The 18,012-nt window shown below is 66.0% G+C and carries 16 protein-coding genes; 4 read left to right on the forward strand and 12 right to left on the reverse strand.

Going from position 1 to position 18,012, the window contains the following annotated elements; genetic code table 11:
* The first annotated feature begins 84 nt into the window (after positions 1-84).
* Together AAFG16_RS05845 and rsmD are read left to right on the forward strand one after the other, a co-directional pair.
* Entirely contained in the window at positions 85-2,079 is a 1,995-nt protein-coding gene (locus AAFG16_RS05845; protein WP_283083925.1) for a pseudouridine synthase, read from the forward strand.
* 1 nt (position 2,080) lies between these two features.
* The gene (rsmD, locus tag AAFG16_RS05850) at positions 2,081-2,635 is read left to right on the forward strand and encodes a 16S rRNA (guanine(966)-N(2))-methyltransferase RsmD (RefSeq protein ID WP_283083926.1); all 555 of its coding nucleotides are present in this window, start codon (positions 2,081-2,083) and stop codon (positions 2,633-2,635) included.
* A 120-nt stretch (positions 2,636-2,755) separates the two neighbouring features.
* Here rsmD and mutL read toward each other — a convergent pair whose 3' ends face one another.
* Complete coding sequence (mutL, locus tag AAFG16_RS05855) at positions 2,756-4,570, reverse strand: DNA mismatch repair endonuclease MutL (RefSeq protein WP_283083927.1); 1,815 nt, start codon at positions 4,568-4,570, stop codon at positions 2,756-2,758.
* 252 nt (positions 4,571-4,822) lie between these two features.
* Here mutL and AAFG16_RS05860 point away from each other — a divergent pair, with 252 nt between their 5' ends.
* On the forward strand, positions 4,823-5,140 hold the full coding sequence (locus AAFG16_RS05860; protein WP_283083928.1) for a ribbon-helix-helix domain-containing protein: 318 nt from the start codon (positions 4,823-4,825) through the stop codon (positions 5,138-5,140).
* A 104-nt stretch (positions 5,141-5,244) separates the two neighbouring features.
* On the opposite strand, the gene AAFG16_RS05865 is transcribed toward AAFG16_RS05860, so the two are convergent.
* From AAFG16_RS05865 to AAFG16_RS05880, 4 genes are read right to left on the reverse strand one after another with little or no spacing between them, the layout of a single operon-like run.
* Complete coding sequence (locus AAFG16_RS05865; RefSeq protein WP_283083929.1) at positions 5,245-6,813, reverse strand: GMC family oxidoreductase; 1,569 nt, start codon at positions 6,811-6,813, stop codon at positions 5,245-5,247.
* A gap of 29 nt (positions 6,814-6,842) precedes the next feature.
* Positions 6,843-7,391, reverse strand: coding sequence for a gluconate 2-dehydrogenase subunit 3 family protein (locus AAFG16_RS05870; protein WP_283083930.1), 549 nt, complete (start codon positions 7,389-7,391; stop codon positions 6,843-6,845).
* A 41-nt stretch (positions 7,392-7,432) separates the two neighbouring features.
* A complete protein-coding gene (locus AAFG16_RS05875; RefSeq protein ID WP_283083931.1) occupies positions 7,433-7,828 on the reverse strand; it encodes a VOC family protein in 396 nt (131 codons plus the stop codon).
* A complete protein-coding gene (locus tag AAFG16_RS05880; RefSeq protein WP_342740856.1) occupies positions 7,829-8,215 on the reverse strand; it encodes a c-type cytochrome in 387 nt (128 codons plus the stop codon). It abuts the gene before it with no gap.
* 189 nt (positions 8,216-8,404) lie between these two features.
* Between AAFG16_RS05880 and AAFG16_RS05885 the strand changes: the two genes are divergently transcribed.
* Positions 8,405-8,815, forward strand: a complete 411-nt coding sequence (locus AAFG16_RS05885; RefSeq protein WP_342737988.1) for a hypothetical protein — start codon at positions 8,405-8,407, stop codon at positions 8,813-8,815.
* Positions 8,816-8,878: 63 nt separating this feature from the next.
* On the opposite strand, the gene arfB is transcribed toward AAFG16_RS05885, so the two are convergent.
* The 7 genes from arfB to AAFG16_RS05920 form a co-directional block, all read right to left on the reverse strand.
* Positions 8,879-9,295, reverse strand: coding sequence for an alternative ribosome rescue aminoacyl-tRNA hydrolase ArfB (arfB, locus tag AAFG16_RS05890; RefSeq protein ID WP_283083933.1), 417 nt, complete (start codon positions 9,293-9,295; stop codon positions 8,879-8,881).
* Between the two features lie 118 nt (positions 9,296-9,413).
* Positions 9,414-10,769, reverse strand: a complete 1,356-nt coding sequence (locus AAFG16_RS05895; protein WP_342737990.1) for a pitrilysin family protein — start codon at positions 10,767-10,769, stop codon at positions 9,414-9,416.
* Entirely contained in the window at positions 10,766-12,154 is a 1,389-nt protein-coding gene (locus AAFG16_RS05900) for a pitrilysin family protein (protein WP_342740857.1), read from the reverse strand. Before AAFG16_RS05900 ends, AAFG16_RS05895 begins: the two co-directional genes overlap by 4 nt.
* A gap of 205 nt (positions 12,155-12,359) precedes the next feature.
* Positions 12,360-13,085, reverse strand: a complete 726-nt coding sequence (locus tag AAFG16_RS05905; protein WP_283083935.1) for a hypothetical protein — start codon at positions 13,083-13,085, stop codon at positions 12,360-12,362.
* A gap of 96 nt (positions 13,086-13,181) precedes the next feature.
* Positions 13,182-13,676 carry a signal peptidase II gene (gene lspA, locus AAFG16_RS05910; protein ID WP_283083936.1) on the reverse strand — a complete coding sequence of 165 codons (495 nt, stop codon included), beginning with the start codon at positions 13,674-13,676 and terminating at the stop codon, positions 13,182-13,184.
* 10 nt (positions 13,677-13,686) lie between these two features.
* Entirely contained in the window at positions 13,687-16,695 is a 3,009-nt protein-coding gene (gene ileS / locus AAFG16_RS05915; RefSeq protein WP_342737992.1) for an isoleucine--tRNA ligase, read from the reverse strand.
* Positions 16,696-16,898: 203 nt separating this feature from the next.
* Positions 16,899-17,870 (reverse strand): bifunctional riboflavin kinase/FAD synthetase, encoded by a 972-nt coding sequence (locus AAFG16_RS05920; RefSeq protein ID WP_342737994.1) that lies wholly within the window; start codon positions 17,868-17,870, stop codon positions 16,899-16,901.
* Positions 17,871-18,012 lie beyond the last annotated feature (142 nt).

Here is an 18,012-nt window from a genome sequence, read left to right on the forward strand (position 1 = left end):
AGTGAATACCGGTTTTGCCTGAGCATGCGGCTCGGAACGAGCGCGCGCACTGCTCCCGCGCCGCCCCCTTAAGTGAGATTATTCATGCCTCGCGACAGCGACAAAGACAACGATTCCCGCGGCCGGCGAGGCCCGGCCAAAGGCGGCCGCAGCGGCAAGCCGCGCGGTCCCGAGAAGAAGTTCGCCAAGCGCGGCTTTGAGGGCAAAAGCGAGCGTAGGGACGACCGCGACAGCCGTCCGCCCCGCGGCGACCGCGACAGCCGCCCGTACCGCCGCCGCGAGGAGGGCGATGCCCCGCGCCGCGATTTCTCCGACCGCCCGCGCTTCAAACGCGACGACCGCGGCGGCGAGGGCCGCGGCGAGCGCAGCTTCAAGCCGCGGGGGGACCGTCCCTTTTCTGATCGCGGAGCGCGCGATGGCGAGAAGCGCTCCTTCAAGCCGCGCGGTGATCGCCCCTCCCATGGCCGCGACGACCGTCCGCAGCGCAGCCGGGATCGCGATGATGCGCGTCCAGCCGGTCGCTTCGGCGACAAGAAGTTCGGCGACAAGCGGCCGTATGCGCCGCGCGGCGAGCGTCCGGAGCGCAAGTTCGACGGCGAGCGAAAGTTCTCGCGCGATCGTGGCGAGCGGAGCGATTCAAAGCCGTGGCAGAAGCGCGAGGATCGTCCGCGCAGCGATCGCCCCCGCAAGAGCTTCGACAAGGATTTCGGCGGCCGCGATCGCGGCGAGGAAAAGCCCTGGCGTCAGCGCGATGATCGCCGCGAGGGCGGCCGTGGCGGCGAGGACCGTCCGCGCTTCTCGCGCTCGCGCGATGATCGGGCGTCAGGTGATCGTCCGTTCCGCGATCGGCCGAAATTCGATCGGCCGCGTGACCGCGACAGCGAACGTGGTGACCGCCCGAAATTCGATCGCCCGCGCCAGCGGCCTGAAGGCCGGATGGACTGGCAGGAGCATCCGCGCAGCGAGGGCCGCTTCCGTGATCGCCCGCGCCGCGACAACGAGGACGACAGCAGGATCTTCGAGAAGCGTCCGGCCTTCGGCGGGCGCGGCGCCTATCGCGAGCGCGACCGCGATTTCGAAGGGCGGCCGCGCCGCGACGAGGCGCCGAAGCCGAAGAAGACCGGTGAGCGCATCGCCAAGGCGCTGGCCCGTGCGGGCCTCGCCTCGCGCCGCGATGCCGAGGAAATGGTCACGCAGGGTCGCGTCACCGTCAACGGCCGTGTCATCAACTCGCCGGCGCTCGACATCACGCAGAACGACGTCGTCCTGGTCGACGGCAAGCCGTTGCCGCCGCGCGAGCGCACCCGACTGTTTCTCTATCACAAGCCGCGCGGGCTGATGACGACACATGACGATCCCGAGGGGCGTCCGACCGTGTTCGACAATCTGCCCGAAGGCCTGCCGCGGCTGATCAGCGTCGGCCGGCTCGACTTCAACACCGAAGGCCTGTTGCTGCTCACCAATGACGGCGGGCTCGCGCGCACGCTCGAGCTGCCGGACACCGGCTGGCTGCGCCGCTACCGCGTTCGCGCCCATGGCGACGTGACGCAGGCGCAGCTCGATCAGCTCAAGAGCGGCATCGAGGTCGAGGGCGTCAAATACGGTCCGATCGAGGCGACGCTGGAGCGCGACCAGGGCGCCAATGTCTGGCTGGTGTTCGCGATCCGCGAAGGCAAGAACCGCGAGGTGCGCAACGTCTGCGCCCATCTCGGGCTCGAGGTGAACCGGCTGATCCGGGTGTCCTACGGCCCTTTCCAGCTCGGCGAGATTCCCGAAGGCCAGGTCGACGAGATCAAGTCGCGCGTGCTGCGCGAGCAGCTCGGCGACAAGGTGATCGAGAAGTCGGGCGCCGAGTTCGACGTGCCCGCGAAATCCGCCGGTCGCGGTGACGAAGCGCCGAAGAAGCCGATGAAGCGCGCCGTGATCGCCGACCGCAAGGGCCGCCGCGTGCTGGTGCAGCGCACCGGCAGCGAGGAGGCGCGCGAGCGCAACGAGATGGAGGCGAACGGCTACGGCCCGCCGCGCCGTCCCAAGCGCGGCTATCACGGCAAGCGCGACCTGACGCCGCGGGAGGACTAGCTTGCGCGTCGTCGGCGGAAGGTTGAAGGGGCGCAATCTCGCCTCACCGTCCTCGCGCGACATCCGCCCGACCGCGGATCGCTTGCGCGAGTCCGTGTTCAACATCCTCGTGCACGCTTATGACGATCCGATCGAGGATGCGCGCGTGCTCGATCTCTTCGCCGGCACCGGCGCGCTCGGCATCGAGGCGTCGTCACGCGGCGCGAAGTTCACGCTGTTCGTCGACAACGGCGCGGAGGCGCGGGCGCTGCTGCGCAACAATGTGGAATCGCTGGGCCTCGGCGGCGTGACAAAAGTCTATCGCCGCGATGCCACCGATCTCGGCCCCGCCCATCCCGTCGAGCCGTTCTCGCTGGTGTTCCTCGATCCGCCCTATGGCAAGGGCTTTGCGGAGAAGGCGCTTGTGTCCCTGCGCGATGGCGGCTGGCTGACGCCGGGCGCGCTGCTGGTGGTGGAAGAGGCCAAGGCCGCGCAGTTCGTGACGCCGGAAGGGTATGAGGAATTGGAGCGCCGGGCGTACGACGACACGGAGTTTGTGTTTTTGAAGAAGCCGTAGCGCCGCTGCCGTAGGGTGGGCAGAGCGAAGCGTGCCCACCACCTGTCTCGATCATGCAGAGGTCGTGGGCACGGCGCTCTGCGCCTTTGCCCACCCTACGGCAGCGCGATTACGGCACCGTCACCTTCTCCCGAACAGCTTCTCGACATCAGCGAGCTTCAACTCGACATAGGTCGGCCGGCCGTGATTGCACTGGCCGGAGTTCGGCGTCTCCTCCATCTCGCGGAGCAGGGCGTTCATCTCCTCGGGCCGCAGCCTACGGCCGGCGCGGACCGAACCGTGGCAGGCCATGGTGGCGGCGACGTGCATCAGGCGGCGTTCGAGAGGAAGCGCCTCGTCCCATTCGGCCATGTGCTCGGAGAGATCGCGCAGCAGCCCGCCGGCATTGGTCTTGCCCAGCAGTGACGGCGTCTCGCGGACCGCGACCGCGCCCGGGCCGAAGGATTCGATCGCGAGGCCAAACGAGGCCAGCTCCTCGCTGCGCTCCAGCAGGCGCTCCACCGTGGCCTCGTCCATCTCGACGATCTCGGGGATCAGGAGGATCTGCCGCTGCACGCCGTTCGCGGCCAGCGAGGCCTTGAGCCGCTCATAGACGATGCGCTCATGCGCGGCGTGCTGGTCGACGATGATGAGGCCGTCCCGGGTCTGCGAGACGATATAGGTCTCGTGGATCTGCGTGCGCGCCGCGCCGAGCGGGCGATCGACGAGGTCCGCTACCGGCTGTGTTTCGATCCTGATGTCAGCGCTCGGGGCGCCGACATCGAACGTAGCCTGTGCGCGCTCCGCGAAGACGGGCGCGGCGGAGCCTTCGAATGACGGCATCGGCGCGACCGGAGCGGATGGCGAGGCGCGCCAGTCCCAGCCTGCCGGGCGCTGCGGCGCGAAGGCGGGCCGGAACGAGGCCAAGGCGCTCTCGCCGCTGTTGGCGGCGGTGCGGCGGCCCTCGCGCGCGAGCCCTTCCTTCAGTCCGTGCACGATCAGCGCGCGGACGAGGCCGGCATTGCGGAAGCGCACCTCGGTCTTGGCCGGATGCACGTTGGCATCGACCTCGCGCGGATCGAGCGTGACGAACAGCGCCAGCACCGGATGCCGGTCGCGCGGCAGGTAGTCGGCATAGGCCCCGCGCACCGCCCCGAGGATCAGCTTGTCGCGGACCGGGCGGCCATTGACGAAGAGATATTGCCCGAGCGCGTTGGCCTTGGTCAGCGCGGGCGCCGCTGCATAGCCGGCAACGACGACGCCCTCGCGCTCGGCGTGGACCTCGAAGGCATGGCTGCGGAACTCCGCGCCCAGGATGTCGCCGAGCCGCGTCAGGCGGCCGGCTGCGCCCGGCAACGCTGCGGCCCAGGTCACCGGCGCGCGCTCTTCGCCCGCCAGTGTGAAGGCGACGTCGGGCCGTGCCATCGCAAGTCGCCGCACCACCTCGCGGATCGCTTCCGCCTCGGTGCGGTCGGTCTTCAAGAACTTCAGCCGCGCCGGCGTCGCATAGAAGAGATCGTTGACCTCGACGCGGGTGCCGTGGGCCAGTGCCGCCGGCATGATCTCGGACTTCTCGCCGCCCTCGACCGTCAGCGCCCAGGCGTGCGGCTCGCTGGCATGCCGCGTGGTGATGGACAGCCGCGCCACCGAACCGATCGAGGGCAACGCTTCGCCGCGGAACCCGAGCGTGCGGATCTGGAGCAGATCCTCGTCGTCGAGTTTTGACGTGGCATGGCGCTCGACCGCGAGCGCGAGGTCTTTTGCGGTCATGCCGCTGCCGTCGTCGGTGATGCCGATTCGCCGGCGGCCGCCGCCATCGGTGAAGACGTCGATCCGGCTCGCGCCGGCGTCGATGGCGTTCTCGACCAGTTCCTTGACCACGCTCGCCGGACGCTCGACCACCTCGCCGGCGGCGATGCGGTTGACGACCTGTTCTGGCAATTGGCGGACGGGCATGGGCTCTGGGCTTAGGCTTGCGATCTGGATTCGCTGACGGCGCTATCTTAAGCCGTGTTGCGTCAAAAGCATGTGTTGGGCAACAGCCGTGTGGCGGGCTGGGGAAGAGGGCTGCCTATCACATTGAAGACATTGGGCGTTCGAGAAAATCGCGCAAGCCGGATCAAGCGACGTCCAGCGACCGTCCTGATTGTGGGGGGCCGGGCCGCGGTGTAGCATCGTGAAAAAATGGTAACAGGACGGGAGGACGCCATGTGCCATCTCTTCGCGCACCAGCCCCAACGTGACTACGAATCCCAGACCCGCTCTTTAAGGATCGGCGGGCACTGCACCTCGATCCGGCTCGAGATGGCATTCTGGGACACGCTGGAGGAGATCGCGGCCAAGGAGAGCATGAGCCTCGGCAAGTTCCTGACCACGCTCTACAACGAGGTTCTCGACCACCACGGCGAGGTCAACAATTTCGCCTCGCTGCTGCGGTGCTCGTGTTTGATCTACCGCTCGAAGACGATGGCGCCGGTGCAGGCGTTCAAGCCCACGGTGGCGCAAATCCTAGACGCGGCAGAGTAGTTCCACCGTCATCGCGAGCAAAGCGAAGCAATCCAGAGCCTTTCCGTTGAGGCAGTCTGGATTGCTTCGTCGCGCAACGACGGGGAGAGAGCGGTGTGCCGGCCTCAAATTTCCTTCTTCTGCATCGCGCCCGCAATGTAGTCCGCCTGCCGGATCGCCAGCGCGACGATGGTCAGCGTCGGGTTGCAGGCCGCGCCGCTGGTGAACTGGCTGCCGTCCGAGACGAACAGGTTCTTGACGTCGTGGCTCTGCCCGAACTTGTTGACCACGCCATCTCTGGGCTTCTCGCTCATCCGGTTGGTGCCGAGATTGTGCGTGCTCGGATAGGGCGGGGTCGGATAGGTCACGGTGGCGCCGACGGCATCATAGACCGCGGCGCCCTGCTTGTAGGCATGGGCGCGCATCGCGACGTCGTTGGGGTGGTCGTCGAAGTGCACGCTCGCAACCGCCTGCCCATGCTTGTCCTTGACGACGGGATCGAGCGTGATGCGGTTGGTCTCCTGTGGCATGTCCTCGCCGACCAGCCACATGCCGGCCATCCTGGGATAGCCGTCGAGCGCCGACGTGAACGATCGACCCCAGGCGCCGGGGTTGAGGAACGCTGCCATGAAGGGCAGGCCGATCGACAACGTCTCCATCTCGTAGCCGCCGACGAAGCCACGCTTCGGATCATTGACGGATTCATCGCGGATGATCCCGGCCATGGTGGTGCCGCGATACATGTGCACCGACTTCTCGAACACGGCATAGACGCTGCCGGTCATGTGCCGCATGTAGTTGCGGCCGACCTGGCCCGACGAGTTGGCAAGCCCGTCGGGGAACATGGTCGAGGCGCTGTTGAGCAAGAGCCGCGGGCTCTCGATCGAATTGCCGGCGACCGCGACGATGCGTGCTTTCTGACGCTGCATCGCCCCGCTCTCATCGGCATAGACGACGCCGGTGACCTTGCCGCTGGCATCGTGCTCGATCTTGACCACCATGCTGCTTGGGCGAACTTCAAGGTTGCCGGTCGCCTCTCCCTTGGGAATCTCGGTGTAGAGCGTCGACCATTTTGCGCCGGACTTGCAGCCCTGGAAGCAGAAGCCGATCTGCTGGCAGGAGCCGCGGCCGTCGCGCGGCTGGCTGTTGATGGCCATGTTGCCGGTGTGCACGGTCTTGTAGCCGAGCTTCTTGGCGCCAGCCTCCAGCACCTTGAAGTTATTGTTGCCGGGAAGTCCGGGAATGCCGTTGGTGCGGGTCACGCCCATCTTGTTCTCGGCCTTGGCGTACCATGGCTCCATCTCGGCCAGTGTGACCGGCCAGTCCAGAAGATTGGCGCCGGGAATGTTGCCATAGGTGCTCTTCACCTTGAACTCGTGCTCGTCGAAGCGCAGCGAGGCGCCGGCCCAATGTGTCGTGGAGCCGCCGACCGCCTTGACGATCCATGCGGGCAGGCCTGAGAAGTCTTTGGCGACGCGCCAAGTGCCGGACGTGGTGCGCGCATCGGTCCAGGCGAGCTGGGAAAAACTCTCCCACTCGTCGTTGACGAAGTCCTGGTTCTCGATGCGGGGGCCGGCCTCGAGGATGACGACCTTGACGCCCTTCTGCGCGAGCTCGTTGCCCAGCGTGCCGCCGCCGGCACCGGAGCCGACGATCACCACAACGCCGCTGTCGTTCAGATCGAATTTTGCCATATGCGTTCTCCTGAACCGTTGGGGTGCGATTAAGCCTTCGGCAGCCAGTCGATGTCGGCGAAGCCGCGGTTGATGTAGCCGCCGTGCTCGGCGGAAGAGCCCTCGTAGCCGAAGCGAGGCCAGACCTCTTTCTGGTTGTAGAGGGAGACGACGAGGTCGCCGCGCACCTTCTGGAAGAAGTCGCTTCCCTCGATCTCCTTCAGCAGCACCACGCGATCGGCCTCCCAGGGCACCTCGGCATAGGGCGCCTTGTGACGATCCTTCGCGTTCTGATCGAGCCTTGCGATGCCGTCGCTGATGAGAGCCTTGACGGCGGGATCCTTGGCGGCCTTGCCGTCCCACGGCTTGATCGCGATGATGTAATAGCTGTCGCCCAGCACATCGTGCGGATAGATGTCACGCGCGACCTTCAGCAGCGTCTTCATCGTCGCAGGCGAGAGCGCGGTGGCATCATCGGCCCAGGCGTCCTCGATGCTGACGGCGACGCTGGTCGCGACAGCCACGACCGGCACGGCGGTCGCCGCGCCCTTGAGAAAGACGCGGCGGCTGTGCTTGCTTCGACGATCGACTTCTCTCATGGCATTCCTCCGTGGATTTTTGTGATTTGGATTTTCTGTGATCAGCCGAAGCGTCCGCCCCGCTGGATCACCTCGATCTTGTAGCCGTCGGGATCGCTGACGAAGAAAAAGCGCGCCAGCGTCCTGCCGTCGTGCTTGAAATCGCGTAACGGGCCCGGTGCGAGCTTCTCGCGCTCGAAGCGGGCATGTTCGGCATCGAGATCCTCGACCACCACGGCGAGATGGCCGTAGCCATCGCCGAGCGCATAGGGCTCCTTGCGATCGAAATTGACCGTCAGCTCGACCTCGAAAGGTGAGGAGGGGTGACGCAGATAGATCAGGGCGAAGTCCGCGAATTTCAGGTGGTCGGCGACTTCGAGACAGAAGGCACGCCTGTAGAAGTCGAGCGAGCGCGCCTCATCCAGCACGCGGATCATGGAATGAACGGGCTTTGCCATTCAGTTCTGCTCCTTGAGGTAAGCAATGATGGCGGCGCGCGTCTCCTGCTTGGCCTGCCGGTACTCCATGGTCACGCCGGGAATGACGGCTTGCGGATTGGTCAGCCATGCATCGAGCCTGGTCTCGTCCCAGGCGAAGTCCGCCTTCGCGAGGGCTTCCGAGTATTTGAAACCGTCGACCTTGCCGGCTGGGCGGCCGACGATCTTCACCAGTGGTGGGCCTTGCCGCGTCGGCTCCGACGAACTCGTGGTGTGGCACACCGCGCATTGCTGCTTGAACAGCGCCGCGCCATCCGGCGGCTTTGCGACCGGCAATGGCATTTGCGCATCGGCGATCCGCACCACCAGCACCATCGCGGTGCACAACCCCAGCACGACTGCGCGCATCGTCAAGGCTCGCCCGTCCACATCAAATCCAGTGTGCGCAAACTCTAGGCGTCGCCAAAGATGCGGTGGTAGTAGCGGGCTATTTTCGCTGCGCGCGGCATGTGGTGTTCCGCGCTGCCTTATATGCGGAGCACAATTCCGCGAAAGCGCCGTCAAATCCCTAAACGATCACCACACCATGCGCATTGCATGACAGCCGCGCCGCTCGAACTCTCTACGCGATGCGATGGCCCGGTGCAGACGAGCGGCGTGGGGAGCCGCCGAGCCACTGATCGCGAAAAAATCCAGGAGAAATGGATGAAGTTGGTGAAGACCTCGATGATCGCATGCGCCCTGTCGGCTCTCATTGCGACGCCCGTTCTCGCGCAAGGCGCCCCGCCCGCCAAGACAGGCGGCACCGTGCAAAGCAAGCCCATGCAAGGCACGATGGGCAGTGGCGATGAGGAGATGAACGCTCAGCCCGGCGCGGCGGGTGAGAAGACCGGCATGAAGCCGAGCAAAGGCACCCGAGGCACGGTCGGCACCACGGGCAGCGCTGCGCACAAGGGGACCGCCGACGATCCCACGGCGGGCGGCGCCGCCCCATCCAAGCGTTACTAATCCCGCCGGGTGACACTGAAAACTCCGGTCGCGTTGCGGCCGGAGTTTTTTTACCTGTGCCTGCTAATCGTCGAAGCGGCCGCCTCGGCCGGCCTTGACGTCGCTGCGGCGCTTCTTGCCGTCGAGCCGGCGCTGCTTGGAGGCGAAGGTCGGCCGCGTCGCGCGGCGCGGCGTCGGGCGCACCATGGCTTCCTTGAGGATCTCGACGAGGCGGTCGATGGCGTCCTGGCGGTTGCGCTCCTGGGTGCGGAAACGCTGCGCGTGGATCACGATCACGCCGTCCTTGGTCATGCGCTGGCCGGCGATGCGGGTGAGCCGGATGGCTGCGTCCTCCGGGATCGCCAGCTTGCTTGTGTCAAAACGCAACTGGGCCGAGGTCGCGACCTTGTTGACGTTCTGACCGCCCGGGCCGGAGGCGCGGACAAAGCCGATCTCGATGTCGTCCTCGTCGATGACGAGATCGCGGGATATCCGCAGCATGATGGCACCATTCGTGATGCCCGGACATATCGCGGACGTCCACGTTCGGCAATGGCGCTCATGCAAACGCAAATGGCCGGGACGAGCCCGGCCATCTGAGAAGCGTATAGAGAAGGGGTCAGTTCGACTTCGTCGCCGGTTGCGCCGCGGCCTGCGGGGTGCGGCCGACCACGACGGTCAGCAGGCCCTGGCCCCAGAGGCGCTTGGCGGCGGCCTTGGCGTCGTCCAGCGTCACCGCGTCGACGATGGCGTTGCGCTTCTCGATATAGTCGATCGGCAGCTTGTCCTGCTGGTACTGCAGCAGCGCCTGGGCGAGCTTGGAGGAGGTGTCGAGCGCCAGCATCTGCGAGCCCTTGAGGTAGGACTTGGCCTCGTCGAGCTCCTTCTGCGTCGGGCCCTCCTCGGCGATGCGGCGCACCTCCTTCTCGATGGCATCGATGGTGTCGCCGGCGCGGTCGGCGCGCGTGCCGGTGTTGCCGATGAAGACCGCCGAATGCTCCATCCAGAGCAGCGATTCGAATACCGAATAGGCGAGGCCACGCTTCTCGCGCACCTCGCGATAGAGCCGCGAGGACAGTCCGCCGCCGCCGAGGATGTGGTTGACGACATAGGCCGCCATGAAGTTGGGATCGCTGCGCTTCACGCCGGGGCCGCCGAAGGTGATCACGGTCTGCGGGACGTCGAGCGTCACGAAGGCGCGCTGCGGCGGCTTGGCCGCCTCGATGTCGGGAACCGGCGTGAGGTTGGCCTTGGCGGGAAGGCTGCCGAAGGTGTGGTCGAGCAGCTTGCCGAGGGTCTCGGGATCGACGTCGCCGACCACCGCGATCTTCAGCCCATCCTTGGCGAGGACGCGGCCGACATAATCTTTCAGGTCGGCGACCGTGATGGTCGGCACGCTCTCCAGCGTGCCGTTGGTCTGCCGGCCGTAGGGATGATCGCCGAAGGCGACCTCGAGGAATTTGCGGCTCGCCAGCGAGGTCGGGTTGGTGGTCTCGCGGCGCAGGCCGGAGATCACCTGCGAGCGGATGCGCTCGACATCGGCGGTGTCGAAATGCGGCGAGGTCAGCGCGCTCCTGAGCAGGTCGAAGGCTTCGTCCTTGTTGTCGCGCAGCATGCGCAGGCTGCCGCGGAACGTATCGCGGGTGGCGCTGAAGGAGAGCTCGATGGCGCGGCGATCGAGCCGCTCATGGAAGGTCTTGGAATCGAGATCGCCGGAGCCCTCGTCGAGCAGGTCGCCGACGAGATTGGCGACGCCCGACTTGTCCTTGGGATCCTGCGCCGAGCCGCCGGCAAAGGAATATTCCATGGCGATCAGCGGCACGGTCGCGTCCTGGACGAACCAAGCCTCGATGCCGCCGGGCGAGACCAGGCGCTGGATCTTTGCGGCCGCTTGCGACGGCGAAACGGTCGCGAGCGCAAGCGCCGCGCCGGCGGCAAGGGAGAAGGCAACGCGTCGAAGGAAGGGATAGGTCACGAACGCTTCTCCTCGCGCTTGGCGGTGGCGGTGTCCTTGATCAGATAGCCGGTCACCGAGCGCTTCTTCTCGAGCCATTTCTGCGCGACAGCGCGCACCTGCTCGGCGGTGACCGCCCGGATGCGGTCAGGCCAGCTCCTGATATCCTCGATCGACAGGCCCGTGGTCAGGGCGCCGCCGTACCAGCGCGCCAGCACCGCCTGGTTGTCCTGGGCGTAGATCGCCTCGGCAATGAGCTGGGTCTTCACCCGCTCGAGGTCCTCGGCGCGGATCGGATTCTGCGCGATGTCGGCGATGACGCCGTCGATCACCTGCTCGACCTCGGTGAAGCTGACGCCGGGCTTCGGCGCGGCCGAGATCGCGAACTGGGTCGGGTCGAGCGAGATGCTCGAATAGCTGGCGCTGGCTGAGACCGCGAGCGGCTTGTCGACGACGAGAGCGCGGTAGAGATAGGAATTGCTGCCGCTGCCCATCAGCTGCGCCAGCACGTCGAGCGCTGCGCTTTCGCCGGCCGCGGCGGTCGTCGCCGACGGCACCAGATAATAGCGCCGCAGGTTCGGCTGCTCGACGCGCGGGTCCGCCAATGTGACGGTGCGCGGCGCCGCCGGCTCCGGCTCCTGCGGCCGGACGCGACGCGCCGGGATCGCGGGCTGGGCCGGGATCGCGCCGAAATTGCGCTCGACCAGCGGGCGGATGTCGGCGGCCTCGACGTCGCCGGCGATCACCAGGATCGCGTTGTTCGGCGCGTAGAAGCGGCGGTAGAAGGCGAGCGCATCTTCGCGATCGAGCTTCTCGATCTCCTGGTGCCAGCCGATCACCGGCCGGCCGTAGGGATGGTTGAGATAGAGCGCGGCCATGATCTGCTCGTTGAGCCGCGCATCCGGATTGTTGGCGACGCGCATGTTGTACTCTTCGAGCACGACGTCGCGCTCCGGCAGCACGTTCTCGTCCTTGAGGATCAGGCCGGTCATGCGGTCGGCCTCGAACTCCATCATGGTCGGCAGCTGCTCTTTCGGAACACGCTGGTAGTAGTTGGTGTAGTCGACCGACGTCGAGGCGTTCTCGTTGCCGCCGACGCGGAGCACGGTCTGGGAGAATTCGCCGACCGGATGCTTCGAGGTGCCCTTGAACATCAGATGCTCGAGGAAGTGCGCGAGGCCGGACTTGCCCGGCGTCTCGTCGGCCGAGCCGACCTTGTACCAGATCATCTCGGTGACTACGGGCGTGCGGTGATCCGGGATCACCACGACCTGCATGCCGTTGTCGAGCGTGAAGCTGGCAGGCGGAGCCGATGTCACAGTGGTCTGGGCGAGGGCGCTGGCTGAGAGGACACTCGTCGAAAGCAGCGCGGCAAGGAGGCAGGCGGCCGATCGGTAAGAGGACATCATGATCCCTGGTGAGAGGCCGAGGTCCGGATCTCCGGCTCGGTGGCGCGGTATGCTACGCCGCGCGGCTGAGGCTTCGCGTCACGAAGCAGCAAACTCAACGCGCAGGCAAGTTACTGATAGGCAATTTATCGATCGCGGCCGGCGTGCAGGGGCCGCCGGCGCCAGGTCCGCTTGTGTCAGTATGTCGCGTTGGGACGGAACGTTATTGTTCCTTGTCCTTGCCCGACATGATGTCGAAGTAGGTCTTCTTCGTGTTGTCCTTGCCGGCGCCGTAGGTGTAGTTCGGCGAGGGCGTCTGGTAGCCCGGCGGCGGCTCGACCAGCGACTGGCGCGGCGGCTCGCTGGTGAATTGCTTCTCTTCGGGGGTGCCGCCCTTCAGCATGCCCCACAGGCCGCCGCTGAAACCGAGCTGGGCGGGACTGAGCGACGGATTGGAGTTGGTGCCCGGCTGAATCGGATCATTGCTGGTACGCTCGGGCGCCGCGGTCCTGCCGACTTCCATCTCGGCCGGTGAAAGGGTGCGGCCCGCCTGCCAGTTCTCGGTCGCCTTGACCGCCTTCTTCCGCGCGGCAATGGCCTCCTTGCGGCGCTTCTCGTCGGGGTCCTTCGGCCAGTTCGGCGCATTCTTGGCCTGGGCGCCGGCCGGCGGCGGCAGGTCGAGCTTGGGCGGCACGACCAGCGGCGAGCGCTCGCGGTATTCGATGCCGGGCTTTTCCATGCTCTTGGCGCCGATGCCGGACATCAGATTGTCGATGAGCCTCTCTTCGAAGGTCATCCCGTCATCTTCATCTTCGTCATCACCGGCGCGGGCGGCGCCCGTCGCCATGACGAGACCGATGCCGAGCGCGACAGCGGACACTTTCAACGCCCGCCAGACCCCGCCTTGGGGATCTCGAACCATTGAACCGCTGGTTTTCGAGCTGCGCATCGCTGTACCTGTTCCATATTGTGGCAGATTGCCGCTCGCGCGCGGCCTAACCTTCGCAAAAGCAGGGTTCCACCTGTCGGTCCGTATCGGCCGGGATCAGGGCGCTTTTGCGGCGGGTACCCCCAGGAAGGAATCATACAATAGCGCCGCCACCCCAGCAACGATGGCCACGTCGGCGAGGTTAAACACGTACCAATTATAGGTATTTCCGGCGATCTCGATGTGGAGCAGGGCGAAATCGACCACCGCGCCATAGGCGAGGCGGTCGATGCCGTTGCCGATCGCGCCCCCGATGATCAGGCCGAGCGCGACCGTCGCCAGCAGGGTGTGCGAGCGGGCCATCCAGATCGCCAGCGCCACCACGGCGATGGCCTTGACCGCCATCAGCGCGATCTGCGCCGCCTGGCCGTCGTTCTGGAGCCAGCCGAAGCTGATGCCGATGTTCCAGGCCAGCACCAGGTCGAAGAACGGCGTCACCCGCACCGCGCCGCGATGGGCGAGGTCGAACACGTTCAGCAGCCAGAGTTTCGAGGCCTGGTCGAGGATGACCGTGACCACGGCCGAGAGGATGCCGGCGCGGAGCGGGGTCATGGCTGGCCGATCAGACGCTCACGCCCAACGCCTTCCATTCGCGCAGTGCCTGAGCATCGCGCGGGGTGACGTCGGGATATTCGGCGTCCTCGCCGACGCTCGGCGAGATCTTCCAGGAGCGGGCGCATTTGGTGCCGACCGCCTTCTCGATCGCGACCGCGACGCCGGGGACGGCATCGAGGCGGAACGCGCTCGCCGGCGCCTCGCCCTCGCGCACCTCGTAGTTCGAGGTGATGCAGACTTCGGCGAGATCGACGTCGAACAGCGTCATCATCATCTCCCTGTCGGCGACATAGATCACCGGTGAGGCCTCAAGCGAGGAGCCGATGTTCTTGGCGGCGCGTTCGAGCTCGAGCGCGCCGGTGACGACGCGGCGGACGTTGCGGATCGTCTCCCACTTCGCGGCGAGCCTGTCGTCGCGCAGGCTTTCAATATCCGTGGGGAACAAGGTCAAATGGACCGACGGCTCCGCCTTGGGACGGAACATCCGCCAGGCCTCATCCGTGGTGAAGCTCAGGATAGGCGCGAGCCACTTCAAGAGGGCATCGCACAAAAGCTCGATCGCGGTGAGCGCGGCCTTGCGCGCCACCGAGGACGGCGGATCGCAATACAGCGTGTCCTTGCGAATATCGAAGTAGAACGCCGACAGCTCGGAGTTCATGAAAGCCGACAGGCTTGCGACCACGGTCTTGTAGTCGAACGCGGCATAGGCCTTGCGGATGGTTTCGGCATGCCCGGCCAGTTCGTGCAGCATCAGCCGCTCGAGCTCGGGCATCTCGGCATAGGCGATCTTCTCGCTCGCCTTGAAGTGATGCAGCGTGCCGAGCATCCACCGGAGCGAGTTGCGCAGCTTGCGGTACGTCTCGATGGTGTTCTTCAGGATCTCCGGGCCGATGCGCTGGTCGTCAGCATAGTCGGTGGCGCAGACCCACAGGCGCAGGATGTCCGCGCCGGAATCCTTGATCACTTTCTGCGGCTCGACGGTGTTGCCGAGCGACTTCGACATCTTGCGGCCGTTCTCGTCGAGCGTGAAGCCGTGGGTCAGCACGATGTCGTAAGGCGCGCGGCCGCGCGTGCCCGAGCTCTCCAGCAGCGAGGAATGGAACCAGCCGCGATGCTGGTCGCTGCCTTCGAGATACATCACGGTGTCGTCGCCGCCGTCGACTTTGCGAACGATGTTGCCGAGCTGCGGGAAGTTCTGGCGATCTTCCAGCACGAAGGCGTGCGTGGAGCCTGAATCGAACCAGACGTCGCAGATGTCGTCGACCTTCTTCCAGTCTTCGCTCGCGCGGGAGCCGAGGAAGCGCTCGCGGGCGCCGTCCATGTACCAGGCGTCGGCGCCTTCCTCCATGAAGGCTTCGGTGATGCGCTGGTTGACGATCTCGTCCTGGAGGATCTCGGCCGAGCCATCGGCCTTCTCGCGCACGAACACGGCGATCGGCACGCCCCAGGCGCGCTGGCGCGAGATCACCCAGTCGGGGCGGTTGGCGATCATGCCGTTGATGCGGTTCTCGCCGGACGGCGGCACCCATTGCGTGACCGAGATCGCATGCAGCGCGCGGGCGCGCAGCGTGTCGCCCTTCTTCGCATGGCCGTTCTCGCTGACGTCCTTGTCCATCGCGATGAACCATTGCGGCGTGTTGCGGAAGATCACCGGCTTCTTCGAGCGCCAGGAATGCGGATATTGGTGCTTGAGGCGCCCGCGCGCCAGCAGCTTGCCGCCCTCGATCAGCGCCTTGATCACGGCCTCGTTGGCATCACCCTTCTCGCCCTTGTCGTTGAGCACGCGCTTGCCGGTGAAGCCGGGGGCCTGTGCGGTGTAGGCGCCGTTCTCGTCGACGGTGTAGGGGATCGCGGTCGAGATGCCGCGCGCATCGAGCTCGCGGGTGTTGGCCGTCCAGACGTCGAAGTCCTCGCGGCCGTGGCTCGGCGCGGTGTGGACGAAGCCGGTACCGGTATCGTCGGTGACATGCTCGCCGGCGAGCAGCGGCACGATGAACTCGTAACCGCCGCCGAGACCGCGCAGGGGATGGGCGCATTCGACGGCATCCAGCGTGTCGCCGGGAATGTCGCGCACCTTCTCGTAGGACGTGACGCGCGCCTGCTTGAACACCTCTGCGGCCAGCGCATCGGCCAGGATCAGGAGATCGCCGGTCTTGGCCCGATTGTCCGCCGGCGCATCCGTCACCTTATAAAGGCCATAGGCGATCCTCGGCGAGAACGAGATGGCGCGGTTGCCCGGGAGCGTCCAGGGCGTGGTGGTCCAGATCACGACCGAGGCATTGGCGAGCGCACCATGCGCGGGCGAGGTGACGGGAAACTTCACCCACACCATGTCGGAGGTGTAGTCCTCGTATTCGACCTCGGCTTCCGCCAGCGCGGTCTTCTCGACCACACTCCACATCACCGGCTTGGAGCCGCGATAGAGCGTGCCGTTGGCGGCGAACTTCATCAGCTCGCGCGCGATCTGCGCTTCGGCCGGATAGCTCATGGTCTGATAGGGATGATCCCAGTCGCCGATGATGCCGAGCCGCTTGAACTCTTCGCGCTGCACGTTGATCCAGTGCGTCGCATAGGCGCGGCATTCTTTCCGGAACGCCACCATCGCGGCGGAGTCGCGGAAATCCGGCTTCTGCTTGCCCTTCTTGCGGTAGTTCTCCTCCTCGATCTTCCATTCGATCGGCAGGCCGTGGCAGTCCCAGCCCGGCACGTAGTTGGAGTCGAAGCCGAGCATCTGCTGGCTCTTGGTTACGACGTCCTTGAGGATCTTGTTCAGCGCGTGCCCGATATGGATGTTGCCGTTGGCGTAGGGCGGGCCGTCATGCAGCACGAACTTGGCGCGGCCTTCGGCGTCCTTGCGCAGCTTGTCGTAGAGACCGATGTCGTTCCAATATTTCAGGATCTCCGGCTCGCGCTGCGGCAGGCCGGCGCGCATCGGGAATTCTGTCTGCGGAAGGAACAGGGTCTTCGAATAGTCTTTGGCTTCAGACTTTTGGGACTTTTGCGGCTTTTCGGACATGAGGCTGACTGGCTCGGAAGGGCGCGGGAACGGATGGCGACAGGGAATCGCGGGGTGAAACGTCAAAATCCCGGTCTTGCGCCGAGCCTTCAGGCTCAGGCGGAAGCCGGGCCGCTAATCCCTATGATGCGCCGCGCAAACATGGGCCCTCCATAGCAGCCGGGCGGGGCAAGCGCAAAGGTTCGGCGGGTCGGATTCGGGCCTCAATCGATCACGCCAAGCCGCGGAAACGCGTCCGGGGCGGCGGCCAGGATAGTGCGGGCGCGGGCGGAATCGTCGTCCATCTGGCGGATCAGGGCCTCCAAACTGTCGAATTTCAGCTCCTCGCGGATGAAGCCGACGAAGGCGCAGTCGAGCGTTTGGCCGTAGAGGTCGCCCTTGAAGTCGAACAGGAAGATTTCCAGGAGCGGGGCGCCATTATCAAAGGTCGGGCGGCGGCCGAAGCTCGCGACCCCTTCCACCCGCTCGGGCCCGCGGCCGACCCGCACCGCATAGATGCCGTGCTTGAGCCCGCAATTGGCATCCAGGCGGATATTGGCAGTGGGGTAGCCGAGGTCGCGGCCGCGCTTCTCGCCGTGGATCACCTCGCCGGTGATGAACCAAGGCGCGCCCAGCATGGTGGTGGCATCATTCAGCAGCCCTTCGGCAAGCGCGATCCGGATCGCGCTGGAGGAGACCGGCCGCTCGTCGATATCGACATGCGGCTGCACGTCGACCTCGATGCCGAGCCGGGGTGCCTCGTTGACCAGCAGGCCCGGCGAGCCGACGCGGCCTTTGCCGAAATGGAAGTCGTAGCCGACCGCGATCCCGCTGACGCCGAGGCGCCCGATCAGGTCATGGTGAATGAAGTCTTGCGCGCTGGTGCCGGCGCGCGCCTTGTCGAAGGTCATGACCACGGCGCCGGCAAGCCCGGTGCCGGCCAGAAGCCGCAATTTGGCCCGTTCGTCCGTCAGGCGGAATTGCGGGGTGTTGGGGCTGAAAAACCGCCGCGGATGCGGCTCAAAGGTCAACGCCAGTGCAGGACGGCCATGCGCCCGGCCCATTTCCAAGGCCGCAGCGATCACGGCCCGATGGCCGAGATGAACACCGTCGAAATTGCCCATGGCGACCACGGCGCCCCGGGGAATGGCGGAATCCGGCGTGCTGTCGCGGATAACGGTAAAAGGCGGAGCCATCAGGGGAATTCTCGGATCCGGCGGGACCGGCCGGGACCGTGGCGCGACCGGCCAGATGAAGTCAAGCGGTTGGGTGGGACCGGATTGAACACGATTTCAATTCTTCGAAGGCCTCCCCAGTTAACGGGCTGTTTAACGCCTT

This window comes from Bradyrhizobium sp. B117, from assembly GCF_038969555.1.
Lineage (GTDB): Bacteria > Pseudomonadota > Alphaproteobacteria > Rhizobiales > Xanthobacteraceae > Bradyrhizobium.

Excerpts from the sequence above, each read along its gene's own strand:
- AAFG16_RS05870 (WP_283083930.1), bottom strand. The coding sequence starts at position 7,391 with ATGAGAGAAGTCGATCGTCGAAGCAAGCACAGCCGCCGCGTCTTTCTC.
- AAFG16_RS05900 (WP_342740857.1), bottom strand. The coding sequence starts at position 12,154 with ATGTCCTCTTACCGATCGGCCGCCTGCCTCCTTGCCGCGCTGCTTTCG.
- arfB (WP_283083933.1), bottom strand. The coding sequence starts at position 9,295 with ATGCTGCGGATATCCCGCGATCTCGTCATCGACGAGGACGACATCGAG.
- AAFG16_RS05905 (WP_283083935.1), bottom strand. The coding sequence starts at position 13,085 with ATGCGCAGCTCGAAAACCAGCGGTTCAATGGTTCGAGATCCCCAAGGC.
- AAFG16_RS05880 (WP_342740856.1), bottom strand. The coding sequence starts at position 8,215 with ATGCGCGCAGTCGTGCTGGGGTTGTGCACCGCGATGGTGCTGGTGGTG.
- lspA (WP_283083936.1), bottom strand. The coding sequence starts at position 13,676 with ATGACCCCGCTCCGCGCCGGCATCCTCTCGGCCGTGGTCACGGTCATC.
- AAFG16_RS05920 (WP_342737994.1), bottom strand. The coding sequence starts at position 17,870 with ATGGCTCCGCCTTTTACCGTTATCCGCGACAGCACGCCGGATTCCGCC.
- AAFG16_RS05885 (WP_342737988.1), top strand. The coding sequence starts at position 8,405 with ATGACAGCCGCGCCGCTCGAACTCTCTACGCGATGCGATGGCCCGGTG.
- AAFG16_RS05865 (WP_283083929.1), bottom strand. The coding sequence starts at position 6,813 with ATGGCAAAATTCGATCTGAACGACAGCGGCGTTGTGGTGATCGTCGGC.
- AAFG16_RS05845 (WP_283083925.1), top strand. The coding sequence starts at position 85 with ATGCCTCGCGACAGCGACAAAGACAACGATTCCCGCGGCCGGCGAGGC.
- ileS (WP_342737992.1), bottom strand. The coding sequence starts at position 16,695 with ATGTCCGAAAAGCCGCAAAAGTCCCAAAAGTCTGAAGCCAAAGACTAT.
- mutL (WP_283083927.1), bottom strand. The coding sequence starts at position 4,570 with ATGCCCGTCCGCCAATTGCCAGAACAGGTCGTCAACCGCATCGCCGCC.
- AAFG16_RS05860 (WP_283083928.1), top strand. The coding sequence starts at position 4,823 with ATGTGCCATCTCTTCGCGCACCAGCCCCAACGTGACTACGAATCCCAG.
- AAFG16_RS05875 (WP_283083931.1), bottom strand. The coding sequence starts at position 7,828 with ATGGCAAAGCCCGTTCATTCCATGATCCGCGTGCTGGATGAGGCGCGC.